Annotated in this window: 28 protein-coding genes; 20 read left to right on the forward strand and 8 right to left on the reverse strand. The window is 70.6% G+C overall.

Annotation, left to right across the window (positions count from 1 at the left end):
- Positions 1–16: 16 nt before the first annotated feature.
- The 5 genes from N7640_RS15585 to N7640_RS15605 all read right to left on the reverse strand — a co-directional run bounded on the left by N7640_RS15585 (position 17) and on the right by N7640_RS15605 (position 5,630).
- Complete coding sequence (locus N7640_RS15585; protein WP_279904111.1) at positions 17–958, reverse strand: FecR domain-containing protein; 942 nt, start codon at positions 956–958, stop codon at positions 17–19.
- On the reverse strand, positions 955–1,479 hold the full coding sequence (locus N7640_RS15590; protein WP_279904110.1) for a sigma-70 family RNA polymerase sigma factor: 525 nt from the start codon (positions 1,477–1,479) through the stop codon (positions 955–957). Before N7640_RS15590 ends, N7640_RS15585 begins: the two co-directional genes overlap by 4 nt.
- Positions 1,480–1,677: 198 nt before the next feature.
- Complete coding sequence (locus tag N7640_RS15595; protein ID WP_279904109.1) at positions 1,678–4,080, reverse strand: TonB-dependent siderophore receptor; 2,403 nt, start codon at positions 4,078–4,080, stop codon at positions 1,678–1,680.
- Positions 4,081–4,176: 96 nt separating this feature from the next.
- On the reverse strand, positions 4,177–5,124 hold the full coding sequence (locus tag N7640_RS15600; RefSeq protein ID WP_279904108.1) for a FecR family protein: 948 nt from the start codon (positions 5,122–5,124) through the stop codon (positions 4,177–4,179).
- Positions 5,121–5,630, reverse strand: coding sequence for a sigma-70 family RNA polymerase sigma factor (locus N7640_RS15605; RefSeq protein WP_279904158.1), 510 nt, complete (start codon positions 5,628–5,630; stop codon positions 5,121–5,123). The genes N7640_RS15600 and N7640_RS15605 overlap by 4 nt, the downstream gene beginning before the upstream one ends.
- Positions 5,631–5,793: 163 nt before the next feature.
- Here N7640_RS15605 and N7640_RS15610 point away from each other — a divergent pair, with 163 nt between their 5' ends.
- Positions 5,794–6,009: a dodecin gene (locus N7640_RS15610; RefSeq protein WP_220815853.1), complete on the forward strand. Its 216-nt coding sequence runs from the start codon at positions 5,794–5,796 to the stop codon at positions 6,007–6,009.
- 89 nt (positions 6,010–6,098) lie between these two features.
- Positions 6,099–6,323, forward strand: coding sequence for a DUF1161 domain-containing protein (locus tag N7640_RS15615; RefSeq protein WP_279904107.1), 225 nt, complete (start codon positions 6,099–6,101; stop codon positions 6,321–6,323).
- 443 nt (positions 6,324–6,766) lie between these two features.
- Here the strand turns inward: N7640_RS15615 and N7640_RS15620 are convergent, their stop codons facing one another.
- Complete coding sequence (locus N7640_RS15620) at positions 6,767–7,669, reverse strand: LysR family transcriptional regulator (protein ID WP_279904106.1); 903 nt, start codon at positions 7,667–7,669, stop codon at positions 6,767–6,769.
- Between the two features lie 105 nt (positions 7,670–7,774).
- Between N7640_RS15620 and N7640_RS15625 the strand changes: the two genes are divergently transcribed.
- The 3 genes from N7640_RS15625 to N7640_RS15635 all read left to right on the forward strand — a co-directional run bounded on the left by N7640_RS15625 (position 7,775) and on the right by N7640_RS15635 (position 10,214).
- Positions 7,775–8,632 carry an MBL fold metallo-hydrolase gene (locus N7640_RS15625; RefSeq protein WP_279904105.1) on the forward strand — a complete coding sequence of 286 codons (858 nt, stop codon included), beginning with the start codon at positions 7,775–7,777 and terminating at the stop codon, positions 8,630–8,632.
- An 84-nt stretch (positions 8,633–8,716) separates the two neighbouring features.
- Entirely contained in the window at positions 8,717–9,715 is a 999-nt protein-coding gene (locus N7640_RS15630) for an LLM class flavin-dependent oxidoreductase (protein WP_279904104.1), read from the forward strand.
- Positions 9,716–9,788: 73 nt separating this feature from the next.
- Positions 9,789–10,214 (forward strand): OsmC family protein, encoded by a 426-nt coding sequence (locus tag N7640_RS15635; protein ID WP_279904157.1) that lies wholly within the window; start codon positions 9,789–9,791, stop codon positions 10,212–10,214.
- Between the two features lie 403 nt (positions 10,215–10,617).
- On the opposite strand, the gene N7640_RS15640 is transcribed toward N7640_RS15635, so the two are convergent.
- Positions 10,618–11,034 (reverse strand): hypothetical protein, encoded by a 417-nt coding sequence (locus tag N7640_RS15640; protein ID WP_279904103.1) that lies wholly within the window; start codon positions 11,032–11,034, stop codon positions 10,618–10,620.
- A gap of 161 nt (positions 11,035–11,195) precedes the next feature.
- Positions 11,196–11,609 carry a hypothetical protein gene (locus N7640_RS15645; RefSeq protein ID WP_279904102.1) on the reverse strand — a complete coding sequence of 138 codons (414 nt, stop codon included), beginning with the start codon at positions 11,607–11,609 and terminating at the stop codon, positions 11,196–11,198.
- Positions 11,610–11,652: 43 nt separating this feature from the next.
- On the opposite strand from N7640_RS15645, the gene N7640_RS15650 reads away from it, so the two are divergent.
- The 15 genes from N7640_RS15650 to N7640_RS15720 form a co-directional block, all read left to right on the forward strand.
- Positions 11,653–12,741, forward strand: a complete 1,089-nt coding sequence (locus N7640_RS15650; RefSeq protein WP_279904101.1) for an aminopeptidase — start codon at positions 11,653–11,655, stop codon at positions 12,739–12,741.
- Positions 12,738–12,968 carry a DUF1161 domain-containing protein gene (locus tag N7640_RS15655; RefSeq protein ID WP_220812699.1) on the forward strand — a complete coding sequence of 77 codons (231 nt, stop codon included), beginning with the start codon at positions 12,738–12,740 and terminating at the stop codon, positions 12,966–12,968. Before N7640_RS15650 ends, N7640_RS15655 begins: the two co-directional genes overlap by 4 nt.
- Before the next feature lie 76 nt (positions 12,969–13,044).
- Entirely contained in the window at positions 13,045–13,572 is a 528-nt protein-coding gene (locus tag N7640_RS15660; RefSeq protein ID WP_279904100.1) for a sigma-70 family RNA polymerase sigma factor, read from the forward strand.
- Positions 13,569–14,513 carry a FecR domain-containing protein gene (locus N7640_RS15665; RefSeq protein ID WP_279904099.1) on the forward strand — a complete coding sequence of 315 codons (945 nt, stop codon included), beginning with the start codon at positions 13,569–13,571 and terminating at the stop codon, positions 14,511–14,513. The genes N7640_RS15660 and N7640_RS15665 overlap by 4 nt, the downstream gene beginning before the upstream one ends.
- 118 nt (positions 14,514–14,631) lie before the next feature.
- A complete protein-coding gene (locus N7640_RS15670; RefSeq protein WP_279904098.1) occupies positions 14,632–17,082 on the forward strand; it encodes a TonB-dependent siderophore receptor in 2,451 nt (816 codons plus the stop codon).
- 30 nt (positions 17,083–17,112) lie between these two features.
- Entirely contained in the window at positions 17,113–17,733 is a 621-nt protein-coding gene (locus N7640_RS15675) for a DUF4198 domain-containing protein (protein ID WP_220812695.1), read from the forward strand.
- Entirely contained in the window at positions 17,730–18,026 is a 297-nt protein-coding gene (locus N7640_RS15680; RefSeq protein WP_220812694.1) for a DUF3649 domain-containing protein, read from the forward strand. The genes N7640_RS15675 and N7640_RS15680 overlap by 4 nt, the downstream gene beginning before the upstream one ends.
- On the forward strand, positions 18,023–19,696 hold the full coding sequence (locus tag N7640_RS15685; protein ID WP_279904097.1) for a PepSY-associated TM helix domain-containing protein: 1,674 nt from the start codon (positions 18,023–18,025) through the stop codon (positions 19,694–19,696). The genes N7640_RS15680 and N7640_RS15685 overlap by 4 nt, the downstream gene beginning before the upstream one ends.
- Positions 19,693–20,019, forward strand: coding sequence for a DUF3325 domain-containing protein (locus N7640_RS15690; protein ID WP_279904096.1), 327 nt, complete (start codon positions 19,693–19,695; stop codon positions 20,017–20,019). The genes N7640_RS15685 and N7640_RS15690 overlap by 4 nt, the downstream gene beginning before the upstream one ends.
- 300 nt (positions 20,020–20,319) lie before the next feature.
- Complete coding sequence (locus N7640_RS15695; RefSeq protein WP_220812691.1) at positions 20,320–20,613, forward strand: hypothetical protein; 294 nt, start codon at positions 20,320–20,322, stop codon at positions 20,611–20,613.
- Positions 20,610–22,250: a PepSY-associated TM helix domain-containing protein gene (locus tag N7640_RS15700; protein ID WP_279904095.1), complete on the forward strand. Its 1,641-nt coding sequence runs from the start codon at positions 20,610–20,612 to the stop codon at positions 22,248–22,250. The genes N7640_RS15695 and N7640_RS15700 overlap by 4 nt, the downstream gene beginning before the upstream one ends.
- Complete coding sequence (locus N7640_RS15705) at positions 22,250–22,594, forward strand: DUF3325 domain-containing protein (protein WP_279904094.1); 345 nt, start codon at positions 22,250–22,252, stop codon at positions 22,592–22,594. The genes N7640_RS15700 and N7640_RS15705 overlap by 1 nt, the downstream gene beginning before the upstream one ends.
- A 25-nt stretch (positions 22,595–22,619) precedes the next feature.
- A complete protein-coding gene (locus tag N7640_RS15710) occupies positions 22,620–23,789 on the forward strand; it encodes an efflux RND transporter periplasmic adaptor subunit (protein ID WP_279904093.1) in 1,170 nt (389 codons plus the stop codon).
- The gene (locus N7640_RS15715) at positions 23,783–25,729 is read left to right on the forward strand and encodes a MacB family efflux pump subunit (RefSeq protein WP_279904092.1); all 1,947 of its coding nucleotides are present in this window, start codon (positions 23,783–23,785) and stop codon (positions 25,727–25,729) included. Before N7640_RS15710 ends, N7640_RS15715 begins: the two co-directional genes overlap by 7 nt.
- Before the next feature lie 11 nt (positions 25,730–25,740).
- A partial coding sequence (locus N7640_RS15720) for a TolC family protein (RefSeq protein WP_279906209.1) occupies positions 25,741–26,567 on the forward strand: 827 nt, incomplete at its 3' end.

Here is a 26,567-nt window from a genome sequence, read left to right on the forward strand (position 1 = left end):
GCAGCGAAGATTTTTTTCAGCCCTGCGGCCGCACGCGGGTCCAGAAGCGGGTACGGCTGTCGATGCGCACCGGCAGGGCCGTTGTGATCGCGGCCAGGGCGCGGTCAGTGTCGTCCAGCGGGAAGGCGCCGGACAGCCGCAGGTGGGCGACTTCGTCGGCGCAGTCGATGAAGCCCGGACGATAGCGCTGCAGTTCGGCGAGCGCCCGGTCCAGCCGCCAGCCGTCGATCACCAGGCGGCCGTTGCGCCATTCGGCCTGGTTCGGGTCCGCCGGCTGCGGCGCCGGCAGGGGGCCGTCACCGAAGTCCAGGCGCAGGCCGGCCTCCACGCGCAGCGCGTCGGCGGTCGCCGCGTTGCGCACCGCGACGGCGTGCTCCAGCACGTTGAGTTCGGTGTGCCCCCGGTGCTGCCGCACGCCGAAGCGGGTGCCCAGCGCCTGCATTTCGCCGTGGGCGCTGCGCACCCGGAATGGCCGCGCATCCCTGGCCGTCTCGACGAAGATTTCGCCTGCGCGCAGCAGCACCAGCCGCTGCGCCGGCTCGAAGCGCACGTCCACCGCGCTGGCGGTGTTCAGGGTCAGGCGGGTGCCGTCTTCGAGGGTCAGGCTGCGCCGCTCGCCGGTGCCCGTGCGCAGGTCGGCGAGCCATACGGGGGATTGCCGGTAGCCGGTCCAGGCCAGGCCGGAGACGCCGAGCCCGAGCGCCAGGCCCTTGAGCAGGGTGCGCCGCTGCAGCCCGGCCTCGCCGCCGGCCAGCGTGCGCCGGGCCAGCGGTCCGGGCAGCCCGCGCAGTTCCGCCTGCAGGTGTTCGAGGCGCTGCCAGGCCCACTGGTGGAGGTCGTCGTCCTGATACCAGTTCTGCCACTGCTGGCGGGTGGCCGGGCAATCGGGTGCCGCGCCCAGGCGCGCGTGCCACTGGGCGGCGTCGCGCAGGGCCTGGCGCTGCGCGGCCGGGTTCATGCCTGCGCGTCCAGGGCGAACAGCAGGCACTGTTCGGTGGCCCTGGCCATGTACTTGGTCACCGAGCTGACGGACACGCCCAGGCGCTCCGCGATCTCGGCGTAGCCCAGGCCGTCTAGCTGGGCCAGCAGGAAGGCCTGGCGCGCCTTGTGGCCGAGGCCGTCGAGCATGGCGTCGAGTTGCAGCAGGGTTTCCAGCATCAGCAGGCGTTCTTCCGGCGAGCACTCCTGCAGCTCCGGCTGGTGGGCCAGGGCCTCCAGGTAGGCCTCTTCCAGGCTGCGCCGGCGCAGGTGGTCGACCATCACCCGCTTGGCCACTGTCGCCAGGAAGCTGCGCGGTTCGCGCAGCGGCTGGGCCACGCTGCCGACCAGCAGGCGCAGGAAGGTGTCGTGGGCGATGTCCGCGGCGCGCTCGCGGTCGCCCAGGCGCCTGCGCAGCCAGCCCTGCAGCCAGCCGTTGTGGTCGCGGTAGAGCGCGTGCAGGTCGTGCGGCGGCGGCGCGTCGGGGAATGCCGTGGACATCCACCCTCCCGGAATAGTGAGTTGCAAATAAGAATTTGTCTCAAATTCTACGGGCGCGCAGGACGATTGGGAATGGCTGGCGCTGAAGACGCCGTGGTGATCGAGCAGAGCCCGCGCGATCCATGGCTGGGCAAGCGTGCCTTGGACAAACGAAAACGCAGGCCCGAAGGCCTGCGTCGTGGGGTGCGGCGGTGGGGTCTAGAAGTCGCCGCGCAAGGTCAGCATGTAGCTGCGCGGCGTGCCGTAGGTGGTGCCCCGGGTCCAGTAGCCGGTAGAGGCGAAGTACTTGCGGTCCAGCAGGTTCTCGATGTCCACGCCAACGGTCCAGTGCGGGTCGATCTTGTAGGCCGCGCGCGCGTCGAAGATCGCCCGGCCGCTGTTGCTGGTGCCGTTGTAGGCATCGTCGTAGGCGGACTGGGCCGACACGCCGCCACCGACGCTGAGGCGGTTCCACTCGCCCGGCAGGGTGTAGTGGGTGTTGACGCGCAGCAGGTGCTTGGGGGTCTGCGCGGAGATCGGCCCGCCGTTCTGCGAGCGGGTGGTGTTGAAGGTGTAGCCGGCCGCGACCTGCAGCCCCGGCAGCAGCTCGCCGCTGGCCTCCGCCTCGAAGCCCTTGCTGCGGCTGATACCGTCGCTGTTCACGTAGCAGCGGCCGGCGACGTCCTGCGGGCAGTTGCCGTCGTTGGCGTAGTCGCGGGCGGCCACGTCCTGCTGTTCGATGTAGAACATCGCGAGGGACAGGTTCAGGCGCTTGTCGAACAGCTCGCCCTTGATCCCGGTCTCGTAGTTCGAGCCGATGGCCGGGTCCAGCATGCTGCCGCCGGCGGTGCGGTAGCTGGCCTGGGGCATGAAGATGTCGGCGTAGCTGGCGTACAGGGACCAGGCGTCGTCGAGATCGTAGATCGCGCCGACGAAGGGGGTGAACTCGTGCTTCTGCTCGTTGACGTTCACCCGCGGGCCATCCCAGGCCTCGGTCTTGTACCAGCTCAGGCGCGCGCCGAGCACCAGGCTCAGGTCCTCGCTCATGCGCAGGCGGGTGTTGAGGTAGGTGCCGTAGCGGGTGTCGATGGTGTCTTCCCTGTAGTCCCAGGCCGGCCGCGCGGGCTCGGGCATGATGTGGTGGTCGGGGTCGAACACGTTGAGCGGGATGGGGCTGTCCAGCCTGACCGTCGCGTCCTTGTCGTTCATCTCGCGCCTGGACCAGTTGGCGCCCAGGGTCACCTGATGGGTCAGACCGAAGGCCTCGAACTCGCCGTCCAGGTGGCCGTCGACCGCGTCGGCGGTGGCGTCGAACTTGTGGAAGCTGGTGTCGTAGATCATCGGCCCGGTCGGGCTGCCGTATTCCAGCGTGTCTTCCGCGCCCCATTCGATGGCGCTGCGGTTGTAGGCGCTCTCGGAGTGGGACAGCGCCAGCTTGCCGCTCCAGTTGTCGTTGAATCGGTGGTTGAGGTCGGCGAACACCTCGTCGGTGCGGGTCTGCAGCGTGGCCCAGTCCTGGCCCAGGAAGGTCGAGCGCTTGAGGTGCGGGTTGCTGCCATCGGGGTTCATCGGCAGGCCCAGCACGCTGTAGCCGTCGATGCGCGAGGTCTGCCGGCGCAGGCCCAGGGCGACGGTGGTGGCGTCGCCCAGGTCGCCCTCGACGATGCCGTACAGCAGCGGCCGCTTGGATTCGATGACGTCGATGAAGTCGCCGCGGTCCTCGTAGGAGGCGACCATGCGGCCGCGCAGGCTGCCGTCGTCGTTGAGCCGGCCGCTCGCGTCCAGGTCCAGGCGGTAGTTGTCCCAGGAGCCGGCGCGCGTGGTGATGGAGAAGCGCGGGTCGGCGGTTGGACGCTTGCGCACTAGGTTGACCGCACCACCCGGGCCGCCGGCGCCCACTAGCAGGCCGGCGGCGCCGCGCAGCACCTCGACGCGGTCGAACACCGCCATGTCCGGAATCATCCAGCCGGTGTAGGCGTAGGCCTGCCCGGGCACGCCGTCGACCATGTAGCTGTCGTCGGTCAGGTCGAAGCCGCGGGAGCTGAAGTGGTTGTTGCCATAGCCGCGGTTGGCGCGGGTGATGCCCGGGGTCTGGGCCATCACCTGGTCCAGCGACACGAGGTTCTTGTCGTCCATCAGCTTGCGGGTGACCACGGTCACCGACTGGGGCGTGCGGCGCAGCGACTGGGCGGTCTTGCCGATGGTCACGGCGCCGGTGGTGTAGGAGCCGCTGCCTTCCGTGGTTTCGTTCAGGCCCGTGCTGTTGATGCTGGTCGCACCCAGCTCCAGCGCGCCGTCGGCGTCGACCGCGGGCACCACGCTGAAGGTGCCGCCGCCGGTGACGATCACCTGCAGGTCGTTGCCCGCCAGCGCCCGCTGCAGGGCTTGCAGGGCGCTCATCTCGCCGTGGATGGCGGGCGCCCGCTTGCCGGCGACCAGGCCCGGGTCGAGGGAAATCACCTGCCCGCTCTGCCGGGCAATGGCGTTGAGGGTTTCCGCCAGGCCGGCGGCGGGCAGGTCGAAGCGCTGCACCTGCTGCTGGACGGAGCCTTCGGCCCGGACGAAGGCCGTGGGCGCGGCGGCCAGGGCGATGGCAAGGGCGAGGGGCCAGGGTTTGAGCACGGGGATTCTCCTGAATGGGTTGGCGTTGTCAGGAGAGAGGTGCAACGAGCGCGGAAAACCGGACAGGAATGAGAAAAATTTTCACTCTCACCGGATTCAGGGTGCGTCGATCAGGGTCAGCCACGAGCCATAGCGTTCGACCCGGATCGGCAGGGTCTCGGCCAGCGCGGCGAGGGTGCGCTCGCTGTCGTCCAGCGGGAACACGCCCTGCACGCGCAGGTCGCGCACCCGTGGGCTGACCCGGATGAGCCCGGGGCGATAGGGACGCAGGGCGTCGATCACCGTCGCCAGCGGCTCGTCCAGCACGCTGAGGCGGCCCTCGACCCAGTCGGCGCGGTAGGCCTGGTCGGCCGCCAGCGGCTCGATGCGCCGCGCGTGCAGCAGCACGGCCTGGCCTTCCGCCACGTCCAGCGCGGTGCCGTCGGGCAGCGAGACGCGCACGGCGTGCTCCAGCACCACCACCCGGGTGGCGTCCGCCTGCTGCTCGACCAGGAAGCGCGTGCCCAGGGCGCGCACGTCGCCCTGGGCGCTGCGCACGATGAACGGCCGCGCCGGGTCCGCCGCCACCTGCACCACCAGGGCGCCGCGACGCAGGTGCAGCAGGCGACGCTCGGCGGAGAAGTCGAGGTCGACCGCGCTGCCGGCGTTCAGGCTCAGCCGGCTGCCGTCGGCCAGCGACAGGCTGCGGCGCTCGCCGGTGCCGGTGCGCAGGTCGGCCAGCAGCACCCGGCCACTGTCGCTGCCGGCCGCCAGCCAGAGGCCGCCGCCGAGCAGGCCGAGCCCGGCCAGCCCGCGCAGCAGGTCGCGGCGGCCGAGTTCCGGTTGCAGCAGGGTGTCGCGCAAGGCGCCGGGGGCGCGGCGCACCACGTCGTAGTGGTTGCCCAGGCCGCGCTGCAGCTGTTCCCAGGCACGGGCGTTGGCCGGGTCCTGGCCCAGCCAGTGCTGGAAGCGGGCCTGCTGGCGGGCGTCGTCGCGCCCGGAGCGCAGGCGCACCATCCAGGCGATGGCCTGCTCGCCGGCCTGGTCCGGCGCGTCGCGGCTCACGGCTGTGCTCCGCTCAGGTAGCACTGGCGCAGGGCCTGGGTCATGTAGCGGCCCACGGTGCGCTCGGAAACCCCCAATCGGCGGCCGATCTCGGCGTAGCCGAGGCCGTCGAGCTGGCTCAGCAGGAAGGCCTTCTTCACCACCAGCGGCAGCCCGGCCAGCGCCTTGTCGATGGCGCTCAGCGCCTCCAGCAGGAGGAAGCGTTCCTCGGGCGAGGGCGCCAGCTCTTCCGGCAGCAGGGCCAGGCGTTCCAGATAGGCTTGCTCCAGACGCCGCCGCCGATGGCGGTCGAAGATCAGCCGGCGGGCGATGGTGGAGAGGTAGGCGCGCGGCTGCTCGATGGTGGCCGGGTCCACCTGGGCGGCGAGCAACTGGCAGAAAGTTTCGGCGGCGGTGTCCTCGGCGTCCGCGCGGTTGCGCAGCAGGCGCTGCACATGGAGGAGCAGCCAGCGATGGTGGTCGCTGAAGAAGAAGCCGAGCTTGTGGGTAGTGGACACGGGACGCACATGACAAATGAGAATTCGTCGCATCTTATCGGTCCTGCGCCTCCCACCGCAATCGGCGACGAGGAACGGCATCCCGCGGGAGTGCAGCTAATCTGAACTTATTCGGCCCGGGGCGGGCCACAACAGCAAGTGCATCGCCTTTCGTCATCACAAGGAGAGCGTCATGTCCGATCACCACACCTACAAGCTGATCGATCTGGTGGGTTCGTCGCGGACCAGCATCGAGGATGCCATCAACAATGCGCTGACCGAATGCGCGAAGTCGGTGCGCAACCTGGACTGGTTCGAGGTGGTGGAAACCCGTGGCCACATCGAGAACGGCAAGGTCGGGCACTACCAGGTCACCCTGAAGGTCGGGTTCCGCATCAGCGACAGCTGAGCCCGAAGAGTCGCCACCCGCATCCTGGGCTACCCTTCGAGGGCCGGGGCGGGTCGCCCCGAGAGTCCCCCAACGAAGGAGCGTTACCGATGAAGCGAATGATGCTGGGCCTGGCCCTGTTCTCACTGGCGGGTTCCGTGTGGGCCGCCGGCAAGCCGTGCGAGGAGCTGAAGGCGGAGATCGACGCCAAGATCAAGGCCAACGGCGTACCCGCCTACACCCTGGACGTGGTCGACAAGGGCGACGCCGGCGACCGCAAGGTGGTGGGCTCCTGCGAGGCCGGCACCAAGGAAATCGTCTACCAGCGCGGCTGATCGCCCGCGTTCCCCGAAGGCTAGGGCCGCCGAGAGGCGCCCTGGCCTTTTTCATGGCGCTGTCCCCGTTACGTGTTGGTGGAGCAATCTTGCTTTTGTGGTGCGGCTGGGCGGCATTCCGATTGGCCGCGAAATTCGCGGATAAATCCGCTCCCACAAGGCGGGCAACAACTAACGTGGACATAGCCTTTTTCATGGCTATGTCCACGTTAGAGCTGTAGTGCCCAGAGCTCTTCTGGGTCCCCGCCTGCGCGGGGATGACGAGGTGGGGGTGGAGTTTCTTCCGAAACCGTCATTCCCGCGCAGGCGGGAATCCAGGGGCAGGCAGCTGTAGCGTCACGCAACGGGGGGGCATGGGCATGTGCCTGCGGGGCGCTGTGGATGTCGTAGGGTGCGCCGTACGCACCGCAAGCACAGGGCCCGATGCGCACGGCGCACCCTACTCATGACTGGTCCCAGTGCGGGTCGGCCTGCAGCCGTTCGGCGAGGAAGTCGAGCAGGGCGCGCAGGGCCGGCAGCATCTGCCGGCGTGAGCCGTACACGGCATGGATGCCCAGCGCCTCGACCCGGTACTCCGGCAGCAGCGCCACCAGGCGTCCGGCGCGCAGCAGCGCGGCGACGGCATAGAGCGGCTGGCGGGCGATGCCGGCGTCGGCCAGACAGGCTTCCAGCAGCACGCTGGATTCGTTGGCGCTGAGGTTGCCCCCCACCGGCACCGTGAGCGGCTCGCCATCGCGCTCGAACTGCCACAGGCTGCGGCCGAAGTAGGTGTAGGTCAGGCAGTTGTGCCGGCTCAGCTCGGCCGGCACTTGCGGCGTGCCGTGTCGGGCCAGGTAGGCCGGGGTGGCGCAGATCACCGAGCGGCAGGTGGCCAGGCGCCGGGCGATCAGGTTGGGGTCGAGCTGGTTGGTGATGCGCAGCGCCAGGTCGATGCGCTCCTCCACCAGGTTGACCGCCTGGCTGCTGGCCTGCAGGTCGAGGGTCACCGCCGGGTGGCGGGCGACGAACTCGGCCAGCGCCGGGGCCAGCCAGGCGCTGGCGAAGGACTGGCTGGTGGCGATGCGCAGGTTGCCGCTGGGGCCGTCGTCGGCGCGCCGGCCCCGGTCCTGCAGGTCGTCGGCCAGGGCCAGCATCTCGCGGCAGCGGGGCAGCAGCTCGTCGCCCATGCCGGTGAGGCTCAGGCGGCGCGTGGTGCGGTGCAGCAGGCGCGCGCCGACCCAGGCCTCCAGCTCGCCCAGGTAGCGCGAGACCATGGCCCGCGACATGTCCAGGTGCTCGGCGGCGGCGGTCTGGCTGCCGCGCTCGACCACCGTGACGAACACCCGGGCGGCGGTGATCCGATCCATGATTCGCTCGATTCGTGCAACAGATATGGGCAGGCTAACCGGATTATTGCGCGCTTTCGAGCAACTAGCATACGCCTCGTCGAATCCGTTCTCCGCGAGGTCAGCATGTCCCTTCGTTCCCTCTTCAGCGCCGCCCTGCTCGCCTTTGCGGGCCTGGCCCAGGCCGCCGACCTGCAGCTGCAGGTCTACAACCCCGGCGAGGACGCCGTGTTCGCGGTCAGCTCGACCCTGATCAGCGGTGAGCGCGAGGCCCTGCTGGTGGACGCCCAGTTCTCCAGCAAGGAGGCCGCCGAGCTGGTGAAACGGGTCGAGGCCAGCGGCAAGCGCCTGACCACCATCTACATCAGCCACGGCGATCCGGATTTCTACTTCGGCCTGCAGACCCTAAAGCGCGCGTTCCCCGAGGCCCGGGTGGTCGCCACCGCCGCCACCGTCGAGCATATCCGCGCCACCCAGGCGGCCAAGCTGGCCTACTGGGGGCCGATCCTCGGCGACGGCGCGCCAACCGAGATCATCATCCCCGAGCCGCTGGCCGACGACCGCCTGAGCCTGGAAGGGCACGAGCTGCAGGTGATCGGCCTCGACCCGCTGCGCACCGCCCTGTGGATTCCCTCGCGCAAGGCCGTGGTCGGCGGCGTGCTGGTGGAGGCCGGCGAGCACGTGTGGACGGCCGACACCCAGACCATCGAGGCGCGCCGCACCTGGCTGGCCACGCTGGACCGGATCGAAGCCCTGCGCCCCGAGGTGGTGGTGCCCGGCCACTACTTGGGCGACGCGGCCCACGACCTCGGCGCCCTGCGCTTCACCCGCGACTACCTGATCGCCCTGGAGGCCGAGCTGCCCGAGGCCGTCGATGCCGCCGCGCTGGTCGACGCCATGCGCCGCCGCTACCCGGGCCTGCCGGGGGAGGCCGGCCTGGAGCTGAGCGCCAAGGTGCTCAAGGGCGAGATGCCGTGGCCCTGAGCGGCCGCGCGAGGCAATCGCCGAACGGCGGCTTGCCTTCCGCCGGGGCGCCCCCATAACACAGGGATGAACCGAGGAGGCCCCATGAGCAAGCTGTCCAACCTGCCGTTCTCCGTGCTCGACCTGGCACCCATGCGCGACGACGACAACGGCGCCGCGCCCGCCCTGCAACGTTCCCTCGACCTGGCCCGGCACGTGGAGAAGCTCGGCTTCTCGCGCCTGTGGGTGGCCGAGCACCACAACATGGAGGGCATCGCCAGTTCCGCCACCGCCGTGCTGCTCGGCTACCTGGCGGCCAACACCACCACCCTGCGCCTGGGCTCCGGCGGCATCATGCTGCCCAACCACGCGCCGCTGGTGGTGGCCGAACAGTTCGGCACCCTGGCCGCGCTGTACCCGGGGCGTATCGAACTGGGCCTGGGCCGCGCGCCAGGCGCCGACCAGGCCACCGCCCGCGCGCTGCGCCGCGACCGCCTGGGCAGCCCGGACGACTTCCCGCAGGACGTCGAGGAACTGGAACGCCTGCTCGGCCCGCGCCAGCCCGGCCAGTCGGTGATCGCGGTGCCCGGCGTCGACAGCGGCGTGCCGATCTGGCTGCTCGGCTCCAGCCTGTTCAGCGCCCAGCTGGCGGCGCAGAAGGGCCTGCCCTACGCATTCGCTTCGCACTTCGCGCCGCGCTACCTGCACCAGGCGCTGCGCATCTACCGCGAGAACTTCCAGCCCTCGGCCGTGCTCGACAAGCCCTACGCCATGATCGGCGTGCCGCTGATCGCCGCGCCCAGCGACGAGGAGGCCGAGTTCCTCGCCACCACCGCCTACCAGCGGGTGCTGGCGCTGATGCGCGGCGAGAGCCTGGTGCTGCGCCCGCCGGTCGAGAGCATGGTCGGCCGCTGGCAGCCCCACGAGCAGCAGGCGGTCGGTGACTTCCTCGGCTTGGCGGTGATCGGCGGGCCGGAGAAGGTCCGCGCGCGGCTGGAGATCCTGCTGGAGCAGAGCGGCGCCGACGAGCTGATCTTCACCTGCGATCTCTACCAGCCCGAGCACCGCCTGCGCAGCTTCGAGATCGTCGCCGGGCTGCGCTGAAAACAGGCGAACTTTGCCGCGCTCGTGTTCCTCTCAACTGGAGTACCCATTTGCGGAGGAACGCGACATGACCATCAAGAAGACGGCGTCGGCCCACTGGCAGGGCGGCATCAAGGACGGCAAGGGCCACATCTCCACCCAGAGCGGCGCGCTGCAGGAGCAGCCCTACGGCTTCAACACCCGCTTCGAGGATCGCCCCGGCACCAACCCAGAGGAGCTGATCGGCGCCGCCCACGCGGGCTGCTTCTCCATGGCCCTGTCCAAGGAGCTGGGCGAGCGCGACATGACGGCGGAAAGCATCGACACCCAGGCCGAGGTTTCCCTGGAGAAGGAGGAAGGCGGCTTCCGCATCAGCGCGGTGCACCTGAGCCTCAAGGCCAAGGTACCGGGCGCCAACCGGGAGGTCTTCGAGCAGGCGGTGGAAGCGGCCAAGACTGGCTGCCCGGTCTCCAAGCTGCTGAACGCCGAGATCACCCTGCAGGCCACCCTCGAAAGCTAGGCGCCGATGTGCAGAGCAAGCGTAGGGTGCGCCATGCGCACCGATGGACCGGCAGCTCGGTGATCAGCTGTTTATCCAGCTGCATGAAAGTTTTGGTTTCGCCCTCCTGGGCGAGTCACTTTCTCTTGTCTGCGGATCGCCGCCCGGACCAAGAGAAAGTAACCAAAGAGAAGGCCACCCCGGCATCCGGGTCTGGCCTGCGGCCAGACTTCCCTCCTTCCGGTACCGCTCCGGGGGCCGGCTTACAAGGGCCATCCATGGCCCTTTAAGCCTCTCGCCGCATCCATGCGGCTCGTCCCCCTACGCGACACCTCCACTCGGCCTCCTGACGGGGACTCAGGCTCCGAGCTGCCCGATGGTTTTTTCTGCCGCTGCGCGGATAGGACTCCTAGGAAATAGTCTTTCAGAACGTCCCGCAACGCACGACCTGGGCGCGCGCCAGCAGGTTGCGCTGGTCGTCGTACAGCCAGCCCTGGGCCTTGAGCTGTTGCGGCCTGGCCTCGAAGCGGTAGCGCTGGCCGGCGGCGAAGCCATCGTGGCGCACGCGCAGGTAGCAGGTGACCTGGCGCGGCTCGCTGAAGCTGGCCACCGGCCCGTGGGTCAGTTCGAACTGGTAGCGCACCTCCAGTTCGTGGGCGCCCGGGACGACTTCGAAGAAGCGGCCGTCGTCGACGCGGCGGTCATCCAGCTTGTGCGCCATCAGCAGTTCGCTGCCCGAGGCCCACAGATCGACCCAGGCCTTGTCCGGCGATGGCGGCGGCAGCGGGCTCGCGCAGGCGCCGAGGGCGAGCAGGGTGGACAGCAGCAGGGGCAGGCGCATGGGACGATCCTCGGGAAACCTTTCAGAATCTGTTACGAGCTTGCGCGCCAGAGATAAGCGGCTGAGGAAGCGGAGCCTAGCGTGGCACATGAGCAAGACGCTTCCGCCACCGCTTGGCCGACGCGCCGCTGCTCGTGGACAGGTTCTCAGCATAACGCCGATCAGACGGCCCCGCAGCGCCCCTCGCGCGCCTGCGCCAGGTCCTCGCCGCGCTCGTCCTGCAGCTGCGCCCAGGGGCGGAAGCCACGGCTGCCGGCCTTCAGCCGGTAGCGCTGGCCGGCGGCGAAGTCATCGTAGTCCAGGGTCAGCAGGCAGGTCCTCGGCAGGGCCTGGTCGGCGCCGACGTTGGCGGCGTCCACCTCGAAGCGCAGGCGCACCTGCAGTTCGTGGCGGCCGGGCGGTATCTGGAAGTAGCGGTCGTCGTCCAGGTCCTTGCCGTCCACCCGGACGGCTTCGAGGCGGCCGTCCTCGCGTTCGTGCAGTTCGATCCAGGCCTGGTCCGGGTCGTGCCGGGGCATCAGCAGCGAACAGCCGGAGAGCAGGACGGGCAGGCAGAGCAGCAGGGCAGGGCGCATGGCGGGCTTCCTAGGCAGAGGGGCAATGCAATAGGCTCGCGGAATGCCTATCGCCCTACTCGACCGCCCCGCTCGGCGCCTGGTTCCGCTACTGCTCGGCGCCCTGCTGAGCGGTTGCGCCAGCCTCGACTACCACGCCCAGCTCGGCCGCGGCCAGCTCGACCTGCTCGCCGCGCGCCAGCCGGTGGACGCGCTGCTCGCCGACCCCGCCACCGACGATGCGCTCAAGCGCCGCCTGGCGCTGGCCCAGCAGGCCCGCGACTTCGCCAGCGCGCGGCTGGCCCTGCCGGACAACCGCAGCTACCGTCTGTACGCCGACCTGGGCCGGCCCTACGTGGTGTGGAACGTGTTCGCCACCCCGGAGCTGTCCCTGGAGCCGCTGACCCACTGCTTCCCTATCGCCGGCTGCGTCGCCTACCGCGGCTTCTACCGCCAGGGCCGCGCCCGTGGCGCCGCCGCCCTGCTGCGGGAAGAGGGCCTGGACACCTACGTCGCCGGCATCGAGGCCTATTCGACCCTGGGCTGGTTCGACGACCCCCTCCTCAACACCATGCTGCGCTGGGACAACGAACGCCTGGCCGCGCTGATCTTCCACGAACTGGCCCACCAGCAGCTGTACGTGGCGGACGACACCGCGTTCAACGAATCCTTCGCCAGCTTCGTCGAGCAGGAGGGCCTGCGCCAGTGGCGGAGCGCGCGCGGCATGGCGCCGGTCGATGCCCGTGAAGAAGGCCGCCGGCGCCAGTTCACCGAGCTGGTCCTGGCCAGCCGCGAGCGCCTGCAAGCTCTTTACGCGAGTCCCGTCGCGGACGTGGACAAGCGCACCGGCAAGGCGGCAGAGTTCGAGCGGCTGCGCGCCGAATACCGGGCGCTGCGCGACGGCCCGTGGGGCGGCGACCGCCGCTACGACGCCTGGATGGCCCAGCCGCTGAACAACGCCCACCTGCTGCCCTTCGGCCTGTACGACCGCTGGGTGGAGGCCTTCGCCGGCCTGTTCCGCGAGGTGGACGGGGACTGGGCGGCGTTCTACCGCCGCGCCGCCGCCCTCGGCGAGCTGCCGACGGACGAACGCGAGCGGGCGCTGCAGGCGCTGGTCGAACGGAAACAGGACACTCCAAGGAGCATGCGATGAAACGCTGGTGTGCGGCCGTCACGGCCATCCTTCTGTGCGGCGGCGCCATCGCCGCGCCCAAGCCCTGCGAGGAACTCAAGCAGGAGATCGAGGTGAAGATCCAGGCCGCCAAGGTCACCAGCTACACGCTGGAGATCGTGCCGACGGCGGACGTGGAAGACCCCAACATGGTGGTCGGCAGTTGCGAGGGCGGCAGCCGCAAGATCATCTACCAGAAGAACGACTGACGGGGCCGCCCTTGCGCGGCGGCGCATTTTCGGACGAAAATGATAGCAATTATCATTTAACACCGAAGCGACACCCGTGCATTCCGACCACGCCGCCGCCGATAGCGCCACCCAGCAGTCCGTGCAGGCCCTGTATCGGGAGCACCACGACTGGCTGCGTCTGTGGCTGCGCAAGCGCCTGCCCTGCGCGGAGCACGCCGCCGACCTGGCCCAGGACACCTTCGTCCGGGTCCTGGCCAGCCGCCAGGCCTGCGACCTGCGCGAGCCGCGCGCCTACCTCAGCAGCATCGCCCGCAGCCTGATGATCGACGGCTTCCGCCGGCGCAATCTCGAACAGGCCTACCTCGACGCCCTCGTCGCCCGGCCCGAGCCGCTGGACATCTCGCCGGAGCAGCGGGCGCTGGTGATCGAGACCCTGGTCGAGATCGACCGCATGCTCGACGGCCTCGGCGCGCGCTGCCGGGAAATCTTCCTGCTGGCCCAGCTCGACGGCCTCAGCCATGTGGAGATCGGCCGGCGCCTGGGCCTGTCGACCAACACCGTGCGCAAGTACGTGGTGCGGGCGCTGACCCACTGCATGCTGCTGATCGAGGATGCGCCGTGAGCGCCGCGCCGCCGATCGCCGCCCTGCGCGCCGCCGCCAACTGGCACCTGGACCTGCTCGCCGCGCCGGGCTGCGCGGCCACCTGCGCAGCCCACCGGCGCTGGCTGGAGGCCGACGCGGCGCACCGCCAGGCCTGGAGCCGGCTGGAAAAGCTGCAGGGCAAGCTGGCCGGCCTGCCGGAGGTGGCGCCGTCCGCCCTGCGCGGCGTCGATGGCCGCCGCCGCGCCAGCCTCAAGCTGCTCGGCCTGCTGGTGCTGGGCAGCGGCCTGGCCGGGCTTGGCTGGCAGTCGGCGCCGATGCGCAGCCTGCGCGCCGACCAGTGCAGCGGCGTCGGCGAGCGCCGCGAGCTGCGCCTGCCGGACGGCAGCCGGGTGCAGCTGAACAGCGACACTGCCCTCGACCTGGCCTACGGCGCGCACATGCGCGAACTGCGCCTGCTGCGTGGCGAGATCCACGTGCAAACCGCGCCGGACGCGCTCGGCCGGCCCTTCGTCGTGCACACCGCCCAGGGCAGCATCCGCGCGCTCGGCACCCGCTTCCTGGTGCGCCAGGACGACGACCGTACCCAGGTGCGGGTGCTGCAGCACGCGGTGGAGGTGCGCCCGCTGGACGCGCCGGGCCGGCCACGGCGCGTCGAGAGCGGCCAGCAGCTGTGGTACGGCGCCGCCGACTGGGCCACGCCGGAGCCGCTGGAGGCCCATGCCGACGCCTGGATGCGCGGCATGCTGGTGGTCAGCGACTGGCCGCTGCCGCGCTTCATCGACGAACTGGCGCGCTATCGCCCCGGCCTGCTGACCTGCGACCCGGCGCTGGGCGAGCTGCGCATCTCCGGCGCCTTCCAGCTGGCCGACAGCGACGCGGTGCTGGACAACCTCAGCGACACCCTGCCGCTGTGCGTGCATCGCCTCAGCCGCTACTGGGTGCGCGTGGTGCCGGCCTGAAGCGATGAGCGCCGAACAAGATTTTTTCGTCCCGGGTGTTGTCGATTTCGATTCTCATTCGACTTGGAAGGAAAGCGCCCGCAGCGGCGCACCCTTGCCAGCCACTCAGGAACCTTCCATGTCGCGCCACAACGCTTCACGCCGCACGTCATCGCCTCGCCGCTTCCCCCTCCTCAGCCCGCTGGGGCTGGCCGTCAACCGCGCGCTGCTGGGCGCGGCGCTGGCGCTGCCGGTCGCCGGCGTGCTGCTGGTCGAGCCGGCCTGGGCGCAGAACGTGGTGGCGGAATACGACTTCGCCATCGCCTCGGGCTCCCTGGAGTCGGCGCTGAACAGCTTCGCCGCCGCCACCGGGGTCAGCCTGTCCTACTCGCCAGACACCGTGCGCGGCCTGCGCTCGCCCGGCGTGCAGGGCCGCCTGCCGGCGGACCAGGCCCTGCAGCGCCTGCTGGCCGGCAGCGGCGTGCAGGTGGTGCGCCAGGCCAGCGGCAACTACTCGCTGCTGCCGCCGGCCGAGAGCGGCGCCTCGCTGCAACTGGACGCCACCAGCATCACCGGCGCCGGCCTCGGCGGCACCACCGAGGGCACCGGCTCCTACACCAGCGGCGCGACCAACAGCGCCACCAAGCTCGACCTGTCGCTGCGCGAGACCCCGCAATCGGTCACCGTGATGACCCGCCAGCGCATGGACGACCAGAACCTCACCAGCGTCGGCGCGGTGATGGAGCAGGCCCCCGGCATCAGCCGCCGCCAGTACGGCGACGACGGCGCCGGCTACGTGAGCTTCTATTCCCGCGGTTTCGCCATCAACAACTACCAGTTGAACGGCGTGGTCACCTCGTCCGGCGCGCTGCAGGGCCTGAGCGGCAGCATCGGCAGCATGGACACGGCGATCTACGACCAGATCACCGTGGTGCGTGGCGCCACCGGCCTGCTGACCGGCGCCGGCGACCCCAGCGCCAGCATCAACCTGGTGCGCAAGAAGCCCACCGCCGAGTTCCAGGCCCACGTGCTCGGCAGCGCCGGCACCTGGGACCGCTACCGGGTCGAGGCCGACGTCTCCGGCCCGCTGGACAGCCAGGGCAACCTGCGCGGCCGGATGGTCGCGGTGCACAACGAAGGCCGTTCGTGGAAGGACCGCTACAGCGGCGAGAGCGACATCTTCTACGGCGTGGTGGAGCTGGACCTGACCGACGCCACCCTGCTCAGCCTGGGCCTGGAGGCGAACCGCAGCGACTACGACGAGGCCTCGCCGCACAACTTCTCGCTGGCCGACAACGCCGGCAACAAGACCCACCACTCCCGCTCGGACAGCGCGGTCACCCGCTGGTCCTACCTCGACCTGGAGCGCTACACCCTGTTCGCTTCCCTCGAACACCAGTTCGGCAACGGCTGGCAGAGCACCCTGTCGGCCAACCGCACCTGGCTGGACACCGAGCAGAACTACGGCGTCGCCGCGCCGGACCCGAACGCCGTGACCCGCGCCGGCACCGTGACCACCGGCCGCTCGGAACAGACCCCGCAGCAGAACGCCCTGGACTTCTTCGCCAGCGGCCCCTACCAGCTGTTCGGCCGCGAGCACGAACTGATGCTGGGCATGAACTACTTCGACCTCGAACGCGACGACCCGGCGTTCCGGCGAGTGGTGGTGCCGATCGCCAACACGGACGAGTTCGACGGCGACATCCCGCTGCCCAACTTCCCCTCCGCCGGCCGCGACTGGCGCGACAGCCGCCAGCTCGGCGGCTACCTGGCCACCCGCCTGCGCCCCACCGACGACCTCTCGGTGATCCTCGGCGCGCGGGTGACCGACTGGAAGAACCGCACCCAGACCCAGGACCTGGTCGAGACCGGCGTGACCATCCCCTACGTCGGCGTGGTCTACGACCTCAACGACTGGCTCTCCACCTACGCCAGCTACACCAGCATCTTCAACCCGCAGAGCAATGAGGACCGGGACGGCAAGACGCTGGAGCCGGAAGAGGGCGACAACTACGAGCTGGGCCTGAAGAGCGAGTTCTTCGACGGCCGGCTGAACGCCAGCGTGGCCGTGTTCGAGGTGCGCAAGGACAACCTGGCCGTGCGCGACGGCAACGAGCTGACCCCCTCCGGCGGCAACGCCTACGTGGCCGAGAGCAACACCAAGGCGCGCGGCTACGAGCTGGAGGTTTCCGGCGAGCTGACCCCCGGCTGGAACCTGGCCGGCGGCTTCACCCAGGTGGTCACCCGCAACAAGGCCGGCGACCGCATCAACCCGGACCAGCCGCGCCACCAGTTCAAGCTGTTCACCACCTACCGCCTGCCCGGCGCGCTGGAGAAGCTGACCGTCGGCGGCGGCGTCAACTGGCAGAGCGAGATCCACGCCAGCGGCCAGACCGGCAACTACCGCAAGTCCTTCGCCCAGGACGCCTACACCGTGGTCGGCCTGATGGCCCGCTACCAGGCCACCGAGCAGCTGGCGGTCAGCCTCAACCTGGACAACCTGCTGGACGAGAAATACCTGCTCAACACCGGCGGCCACACCTACGGCGCCCCGCGCAACCTGATGGCCACCGCCAAGTACCAGTTCTGATACCACCACGACGATAAGGAAGACGACTCGATGAAAGCCAAGCTCCTGCTGACCGCCCTCGGCCTCTGCGCCGTGTCCAACCTCGCCCAGGCCCACATGGTGTGGCTGGAGCGCGAAGCCCAGGGCGAGACACGCGCCTACTTCGGCGAGTGGCCGGACGACCTGCGCGAGACCCGCGAAGGCCCGCTGAAGATGCTCGACGGCAGCCAGGCCGTGCTGGCCGGCAAGCCCTTCGCCGGCACCCAGGCCAACGACCACCTGGCGTTCGCCACCCAGGGCCAGGGCGACGTGCGCCTGACCAAGGAACTGGTGCGCAACGACAACCGCGTGGTCTTCGTGGCCAAGACCGGCCGCAGCGAAACCAAAGCCGCCAGCGCCTTCGAACTGGTCCCGGCCAAGGCCGGCGACAACACCTTCACCCTCCTACTGGACGGCAAGCCGGTGCCCAAGGCCGAAGTGATGGCCTTCTCGCCGCAGAAGTGGGGCAAGCCGTTCCACACCGACGACAAGGGCCAGGTCACCCTGACCCTGCCGTGGAAGGGCCAGTACCTGCTGGAAGTCGCCCACGGCGTGGACGGCAAGGGCGAGTTCGACGGCAAGCCGTACGAGAAGACCCGCTACGTTCACACCCTGGGCTTCAGCGTGGAATGAAACCCGTCGCCCTCGACTGGCGCTACCGCATGGCGGTAGCGTCCCGCGCCCTGGCCGCCATCTTCGGCGGCTACGGCCTGGCCGTGGCGGCGACCTTGCTGCTGTCCCAGATACTGCCGATGGCCCGCTCCGAGGCGGTGGTCACCGCCAGCATGCTCGGCTTCGTGGTCTACGCCGCCGCCGTCTGCTGGGCGTTCGCCGTGCACAGCGGCCGCCAGGCCTGGCTGGGCCTGCTGCTGCCCGCCCTGCTGATGGCCGGCCTGGCCTGGTGGCTCAAGGGAGCCGCGTCATGAGCCAGGCAACGCAAGCGCGCGAGGTGCTGGCGCGCGAAGGTTTCCGCCAGTCGCAGGCGTGGCTGCACACCTGGGCCGGCCTGCTGCTGGTCTGGCTGCTCTACGCCATCTTCCTCACCGGCACGGTGAGCTATTTCAAGGACGAGCTGGATCACTGGATGCATCCGGAGCGCCATGGCCTGGACGCGGGCGCGGCGCCGAACTGGGACAACGTCCTGGCGACCCTTCAGGAACAGGCGCCGGCCAACGCGCCGAGCTGGATCGTCCAGCTGCCCGACGCGCGCAACCCGACCCTGCAGGCGCGCTGGTTCGGCCCCGGCATCCCGTTCGGCCGGATGACCCTGGACCCGGCCAGCGGCGCGCAGCTGAAGGAAGCCGACACCCAGGGCGGGGAGTTCTTCTACCGCTTTCACTTCCAGCTCTGGCACCTCGATGCGCTGACCGGGCGGATCATCGTCGGCATCGCCACCATGTTCATGTTCGTGGCGATCATCAGCGGCATCGTCACCCACAAGAAGATCTTCAAGGACTTCTTCACCTTCCGCCCGCGCAAGGGCCAGCGCAGCTGGCTGGACGGCCACAACGTGGTCTCGGTGCTGGCGCTGCCCTTGCACCTGATGATCACCTACAGCGGCCTGGTCATCTTCATCCTGATCTACCTGCCCTGGGCGGTGCAGTTCGAGTACGGCAAGGACCGCGAGCTGCTGTTCGACGAAGTGTTCCCCCACGCCCACGGCGAACCGCGCAGCGGCACGTCGGCGCCGATGCCCGACCTGGCCGCGCTGATCCGCCAGGCCGAAGCGCACTGGGGCGACGGCAGCCGGGTCGGCTCGCTGACCCTGTTCACCCCGGGCGACAGCGCCGCCCGCGTGGAGATGCGCCGCGACCGCAGCGCCAGCATCTCCGGCGTCGGCGGCGGCCTGCTGCTGGACGCCAGCGACGGTCGGGTGCTGGAGGAAGTCGGCCAGCTCAAGCCCGCCGCCCAGTTCAACCGCACCCTGGTCGGCCTGCACCTCGGCCACTTCGCCGCGCCGCTGCTGCGCTGGCTGTACTTCCTCTGCGGCCTCGGCGGCTGCGTGATGATCGCCAGCGGCGCGGTGCTCTGGCTGGTCAAGCGCGCGCCACCGCCGGCCAAGGCGGGCGCGAAGACACCCTTCGGCCACCGCCTGGTGCAGGTGCTCAACGTGGCGGCCATCGCCGGCCTGCCGCTGGCCATGGCCGCCTACCTGTGGGCCAACCGCCTGCTGGCGGCCGGCCTGGAGGGCCGCGCGGCCTGGGAAATCCACGTCTTCTTCGCGGTCTGGGGCCTGACCCTGGTGCATGCCGCTCTGCGCCCGCACCGCCGCGCCTGGGTCGAGCAGTGGGCCGGCGTCGCCCTGCTGCTGTGCCTGCTGCCGCTGTTCGAGCTGGTCATGGGGCGCTGGCCGCTGCCGGGTGGCCTGGCCTACGGCGACTGGCTGGTGGCGGGGTTCGACGCCGGCCTGCTCGGGCTCGGCCTGCTGTGCGCCTGGCTGAGCTGGAAGATCCACAACCATCGGCCGGCGGTGCGCCCGGCGCGCGCGCCCCGGCCGGAGAAGGCGGCGCCGACGAGCCGAGCGGAAACCCGGTCGGAAGCTCGAACGGAGACCCGGCCGGAAACCCAAGCGGATGCCCTGGAGACTCGCGGATGAGCACCCTCGCCCTGGCGGCCGCCTACTGCGGCCTGACCGGCCTCAGCCTGGCCATGAACCGCCACCACCAGGACGTGTTCGGCCAGGCGCCGTCCGCCCTCCGTGCCCGCCTGCTGCGGGTCGGCGGCTGGCTCTCGCTGGCCCTCAGCCTGGCCGCCTGCCTGTTCCAGGAGGGCTGGGCGTTCGGCTCGGTGCTCTGGGTCGGCCTGCTGGCGGCGGCGGGCTACGCCCTGGTCCTGCTGCACACCTACCGGCCGCGCTGGATACCGCGCGTGGCCGTGGCGGCACCGGCGCTCGGCCTGCTGGCCCTGGCGCTGAGCTGACCCGGTCGCGCTCCAGGCCTGCGAGACCCTGTGGGAGCGGCCTTGGCCGCGAACGCTTGTTCAGCACAGAACGCCACATCGAGAGCTCGCGGCCAAGGCCGCTCCTACAACAGTCCATAGCGTCTCGCCCGCAAGATCGTGAGCGGGCTCTGACACAATCTGTTGCAGTTCGCCGACCAGCGGCATGCAGGTTTTGCCGCGCTCGTTCGTCATGAACAGTGATATATGGCAGCTTTCGTCGCGTGCGCCCGCCCACCGCCGCGCTCGCCTGCCCATGTTCCCGCCAGCCAGTGATTACCCATGAAACCTCTCGCTTCACCTTCCGGGGCGACGCTCGCCCTCCTGTCGCGCGTCGCCGCAGCGATTCTCGGCGGCTATGCCCTCACCTGCGCCAGCGTCATCTTCCTCGGCGCGATCCTGCCGCTGCCCAAGACCCAGGCCGTGCTCGCCTCGTCGCTGGCCAGCTTCGCGGTCTACACCGCGGTCATCGTGTGGGCGTTCGCCACGCCCAACCTGCGGCGCATCTGGCTGATCCTGGCCATCGCCTCGCTGGTGCTGACCGGCGCCGGCCTGCTGCTCGGAGGTGACGCATGAGCAAGGCACAGAACGGCGCCGCCGAGGGCGGCTTCCGCCAGGCCATGGCCTGGCTGCACACCTGGGGCGGGCTGTGGGCCTGCTGGGTACTGTTCGTCATCTTCCTCACCGGCAGCCTGGGCGTGTTCGACGACCCCATCACCCGCTGGACGAAGCCGCACCTGCCCCAGGCCAGCGAAGCCACCGGCGAGTCCGGCCTGGACGACGGCTTCGACCGGCCGCAGGCGGTGCGCACGGGCATGGCCTGGCTCGCCGAGAACGCGCCGGCCGGCCACTTCTGGGGTATCGCCCTGCCGTCGGACGAAGACCCCAACATCCGCCTGTTCTGGGAAGACGCCCAGGAGGTCTTCCACAACAAGAGCATCGACGCGTCCAGCGGCCAGCCGGTGGACACCTCGCACGAGCGGGACAGCGAAGGCGGCCACCACTTCGTGCACATGCACTTCGAATTCCACGGCGGCACCGCCGGCATCTGGTTCGTCGGCGCCTTCACCATGGCCATGCTGGTGGCGCTGGTCAGCGGCATCGTCATCCACAAGCGCATCTTCAAGGACTTCTTCACCTTCCGCCCCGGCAAGGGCCAGCGCAGCTGGCTGGACGCCCACAACGCGCTGTCGGTGCTGAGCCTGCCGTTCCAGCTGATGATCGCCTACACCGGCCTGGCGACCTTCTACTCGCTGTATATGCCGGCGGGAGTCATGGCCCACTACGAGAGCGACGAGGCCTACTTCGCCGAGCTGATGGCGCGCCCGGCGCCCCAGGAACTGACCGGCATCGCCGCCCCGCTGACGGCGATGGACGAGCTGCTGGTCCACGCCGAAGAAGGCCTGGGCCGCCCGGTGAGCTTCATCAGCATCGAACACCCCAACGACAGCAGCGCCAGCGTGCGCGTGTTCGGCCGCTTCATCGAGAAACCCGGCGAATACCGCCTGCTCGGCGACGGCGGCGGCCAGGTGTTCTTCAACGGCGTGACCGGCGAGCAGACCGACATCCAGATGCCCGGCGAACTGCGCGGCGGCTCGGCCCAGGACGTGCAGTCGGTGATGGCCAACCTGCACTTCGCCGGCTTCGGCGGCAACCTGGTGCGCTGGCTGTACTTCTTCAGCGGCCTGGCCGGCGCGGCGATGCTGGCCACCGGCGCCCTGCTGTTCATGGTCAAGCGCCGGCAGCGCTCGCTGAACGAGTTCGGCGCCGCCACGCCGCGGGTCTACCGGCTGATCGAGGTGCTCAACATCGGCACCCTCACCGGCCTGAGCATCGCCTGCATCGCCTTCTTCTGGGCCAACCGCCTGCTGCCGCTGAGCCTGCCGGACCGGCCGGAATGGGAGATCGTCGCGTTCTTCGCGGTCTGGCTGCTCGGCTTCGTCCACGCCGCCCTGCGCCCGCCGCAGCGCGCCTGGATCGAGCAACTGCTGGCGCTGGCCGCCCTGTGCGCACTGCTGCCGCTGCTCAATTGGCTGACCGTCGGCGAGCACCTGTTCGTCTATCTGCAGCGCGGCGACGGCGAGCGGGCGGGCGTCGAGCTGGTCGCCCTCGGCTTCGGCGCGCTCTCGCTGTGGGTCGCCTGGCGCCTGAGCCGGCCGCGCACGGCGCCGGTGCGCAGCCGCCAGCGGGCCGCCGCCCTGGAGGCCCAGTGATGACCCTGACCCTCGCCGCAACCCTGGCCATCGCGCTCTGCTATGCCGGCATGGCCGGCCTGTGCCTGGCCATGGACCGCCACCACTCCCAGGTGTGGAAACACAAGGCGCCCACCCGCCAGCGCCTGCTGCGGGTGGCCGGCTGGCTGCTGCTGGCCGTCGCCGTGTGGCCCTGCGTGCTGATCTGGGGCGGCGCCGTCGGCCCGGTGGTCTGGCTGGGCATGCTCAGCGTCGGCGCCTTCGCCCTGGTCCTGCTGCTGCCCTACCGCCCCCGCACCGCCGCCCTGCTGGCCGCCATCGCGGCCGGCGCAGGCCTGCCGGCGTTGCTGCTGACCGCCGGCTGAGCCGGCACCGTGCAAGGATGTGTCGATGACCCCGCGTTTCCCCCCGTTCCTGCGTCGCGGCCTGGCGGCCGCCGTGATCCTCTGCGTGCCGACGGCGGCCTGGCTGTGGTGGGGCCAGCCGGCCGCCGCCTATGACACCGCGCCCATCGGCCGGGGCGACCTGCAGGCCACGGTGGTCGCCATCGGCACCCTGAAGCCGCGCCACTCGGTGGACGTCGGCGCCCAGGTCTCGGGACAGGTCACCCGCCTGCACGTCGAGGCCGGCGACCGGGTCGAGAAGGGGCAACTACTCGCGGAAATCGACGCCAGCCTGCACCAGGCCGAAGTCGAGGCCGACCGCGCCGCGCTCGACGGCCTGCGCGCCGAACTGGCCGACCAGCAGGCCCAGCTCGACCTGGCGCGCCAGCAGCACCAGCGCCAGCAGCGCCTGGCCGCCGCCGAGGCGACCCGCGACGAGGACGTGCAGACCGCCGTTGCCAACCTGCGCTCGGCCGAGGCGCGGCTGAAGCAGCTGCGCGCACGCATCGCCGAAGCCCAGGCCCGCCTGCGCGGCAACGAGGCGCAACTCAGCTACACCCGCCTCTACGCGCCCATCGACGGCACCGTGCTCGGCATCGACGTGAAGCAGGGCCAGACCCTCAACGCCACCTACCAGACCCCCACCGTGATGCGCATCGCCGACCTCGGCCAGATGACCGCCTGGGTCAAGGTCTCCGAAGCCGACATCCGCGCCCTGAAGCCGGCCATGCCGCTGTACTTCTCCACCCTGGGCGGCGACGAGCGCCGCTGGGAAGGACAGATCCGCCAGATCCTGCCGGCGCCGCCGGTGGAAGTCTCCGCCTCGGGCGACAGCGCCCCAGCGAGCGCCACCCAGGCCGTGCAGTACACCGTCCTGTTCGACGTCGACAACGACGACGGCGAGCTGCTGCCGCAGATGACCGCCCAGGTGACCTTCATCACCGCCGCTGCCCGCGGCGTGCTCACCGCGCCGCTCGAAGCGCTCGACCCGCTGCCCGGCAAGCCCGGCGTGTTCTCCGCCCGGGTGCTCGACGGCGACGGCCACGCGCAGTTGCGCGAGGTGCATGTCGGCGCGCGCAGCCGGCAGAGCGCCGAGGTGATCGACGGGCTGGCCGAGGGCGAGCGCCTGATCACCGGCGAGCGCGTCGACGAGCGTCCGTCGAGGTTCCAGTGGTAGCGACGCCGCTGATCGAGCTGGAGGGCATCCGCCGCCGCTACGGTGGCGAAGGCGGCGCGCCGGAAGTCGAAGTGCTGCGCGGCATCGACCTGCGCATCCACGCCGGCGAATTCGTCGCCATCGTCGGCGCCAGCGGCTCGGGCAAATCCACCCTGATGAACCTGCTCGGCTGCCTCGACCGCCCCAGCGCCGGACGCTACCGCTTCTCCGGCCGCGACGTAGCCGAGATGAACACCGACGAACTGGCCTGGCTGCGCCGCGAGGCGTTCGGCTTCGTGTTCCAGGGCTACCACCTGATCGCCACCGAATCGGCCCGGGAGAACGTCGAGGTGCCGGCGATCTACGCCGGCGTGCCGCCGGCCGAACGCTACGCCAGGGCCAGCAGCCTGCTCGGACGCCTCGGCCTCGGCGAGCGCCTGGAGCACCGCCCCGGCCAGCTCTCCGGCGGTCAGCAGCAGCGCGTGTCGATCGCCCGGGCGCTGATGAACGGCGGCCGCATCATCCTCGCCGACGAACCCACCGGCGCCCTCGACAGCCACAGCGGCCGCGAGGTCATGGCGCTGCTGCGCGAGCTGGCCGACGCCGGCCACACCATCATCCTGATCACCCACGACCGCGGCGTCGCCGAACAGGCGCGGCGGGTGATCGAGATCCGCGACGGCCAGATCGTCGCCGACAGCGGCAGCCACGAAACCAGCGGCACGCTGCCGCCGCCGGACCCGAGCCAGGCGGGGCTGGACGCCGGCGCCAGCTTCCTCGGCGAACTGGGCGAGATGCTCCGCTCGGCCTGGCGGGTGATGGGCCTGAACCGCTTCCGCACCGCCCTGACCCTGCTCGGCATCGTCATCGGCGTCGCCTCGGTGATCGTCATGCTGTCCATCGGCCTCGGCACCAAGCAGCGGGTCGTGGCGCAGATGGCCTCCATGGGCGCCACCATGATGTACCTCGGCGGTATCCAGCCGGCGGATGGCGGCCCGGAGGGCGTGGTCACCGTGGAAGACCTGGAGGCCATCGCCGAACTGCCCGAAGTGCGCGCCGCCATGCCGGTGATCGGCGACCCGCTGAGCGTGCGCCACGGCAACGTCTCACGCAGCGTCTACACCCTGGCCGGCAGCGCGGAACTGCCGCGCATCCACCACTGGGCGGTGGCCGCCGGGCGCTTCTTCAGCGACGCCGAGGACCGCGCCATGGCCCCGGTGGTGGTGCTCGGGCACAAGGCCCGCCAGCAGTTCTTCGGCAGCGACGACCCGATCGGGCGCCAGCTGCTGATCGCCGACTCGCCCTTCGAAGTGATCGGCGTGATGGCCGAGAAGGGCGCCGACTCCGGCAACGAAAGCTACGACGAAATGGTCCTCATCCCCTACCGTTCGGCGCGCATCCGCGTGTTCCAGGCCTTCGGCAAGCCCGACTACTCGGTGATCGACGCCGTCTCCACCAGCCGGGTGCTGGACGCCGAGGCGGCCATCCGCGACCTCATGCGCGCGCGCCACGGCCGCGACGACATCGGCATCGGCAACGCCGCCGCTAAGCTGCAGGCCGAGGCCAAGACCCAGGACAGCATGACCCTGATGCTCGGCCTGATCGCCGCCGTCTCCCTGCTGGTGGGCGGCATCGGCGTGATGAACGTGATGCTGATGACGGTGCGCGAACGCACCCGCGAGATCGGCATCCGCATGGCCACCGGCGCGCGCCAGCGCGACATCCTGCGCCAGTTCCTCACCGAGGCGGTGCTGGTCACCGTGGTCGGCGGCAGCGCCGGCGTGCTGATCGGCCTGGTCGTCGGCGCCGGCCTGCTGCTGGCCGGCGTGCCGCTGATCTTCTCGCTGTCGGCGATGCTGCTGGCCTTCGCCTGCGCGGTGGGCACCGGCCTGCTGTTCGGCTACCTGCCGGCGAAGACCGCCGCCGCCCTCGACCCGGTCGCCGCCCTGGCCAGCGAATGAACGAGATGCCGATGACCCGATACCTGCCGCTTCCGCTGATCCTCCTGCTCGCCGCCTGCAGCCACGCGCCCGACACGGCGGACACCCTGCCCGAGGCGCCGCAGGCCTGGCGCCACGCCACGCTCGCCGGCGAGGCGCCGGACCAGGACTGGTGGCGCGGCTTCGCCAGCGCCGAACTGGACGCCCTGATCCAGCAGGCCCTGGCCGGCAACCACGACCTGGCCGCCGCCGCCGCCCGCCTGCGCCAGGCCGAGGCCTCCGCCCGCGCCGCCGGCGCGCCGCTGCTGCCGAGGCTGGACGGCACTCTCGGCGCCAGCCGCGCAGGGCGCCTCGGCGGCGACGCGGAGACCGCAGGCACCTTGTACAACGGCGGCCTGGCTGCGAGCTACGAAGTCGACCTGTGGGGGCGCCTGGCCGCCGACCACGACGCCACGCTGGCCGAACTGGCCGCCAGCCGCTTCGACCGCGACGCCCTGCGCCTGACCCTCACCGCCAGCGTCGCCGACACCTGGCTGCGCCAGGTCGCCCTGGGCGAACGCCTGCGCCTGGCCGGGCTCAACCTGGCCAACGCCGAGCGGGTGCTGGCCACCGTGGAAGCCCGCCAGGCGGCCGGCGCCGCCACGCCGCTGGAACTGGCCCAGCAGCGCGGTCTGGTGGCCGAGCAGCGGCGGATTCGCGAGGAACTGCGCCAGCAGGCGGACGACGTGCGCAGCCAGCTGGCCGTGCTGCTCGGCCAGGGCGAACCGGCGGAGCAGGCCCGCAGCGCCCTGGCCAGCCTGGACGTGCCGGCGCTGGACGGCGGCCTGCCCAGCGAACTGCTGCTGCGCCGCCCGGACCT

Origin of the sequence: Pseudomonas sp. GD04015 (assembly GCF_029837675.1) — a bacterium.
GTDB lineage: Bacteria > Pseudomonadota > Gammaproteobacteria > Pseudomonadales > Pseudomonadaceae > Aquipseudomonas > Aquipseudomonas paralcaligenes.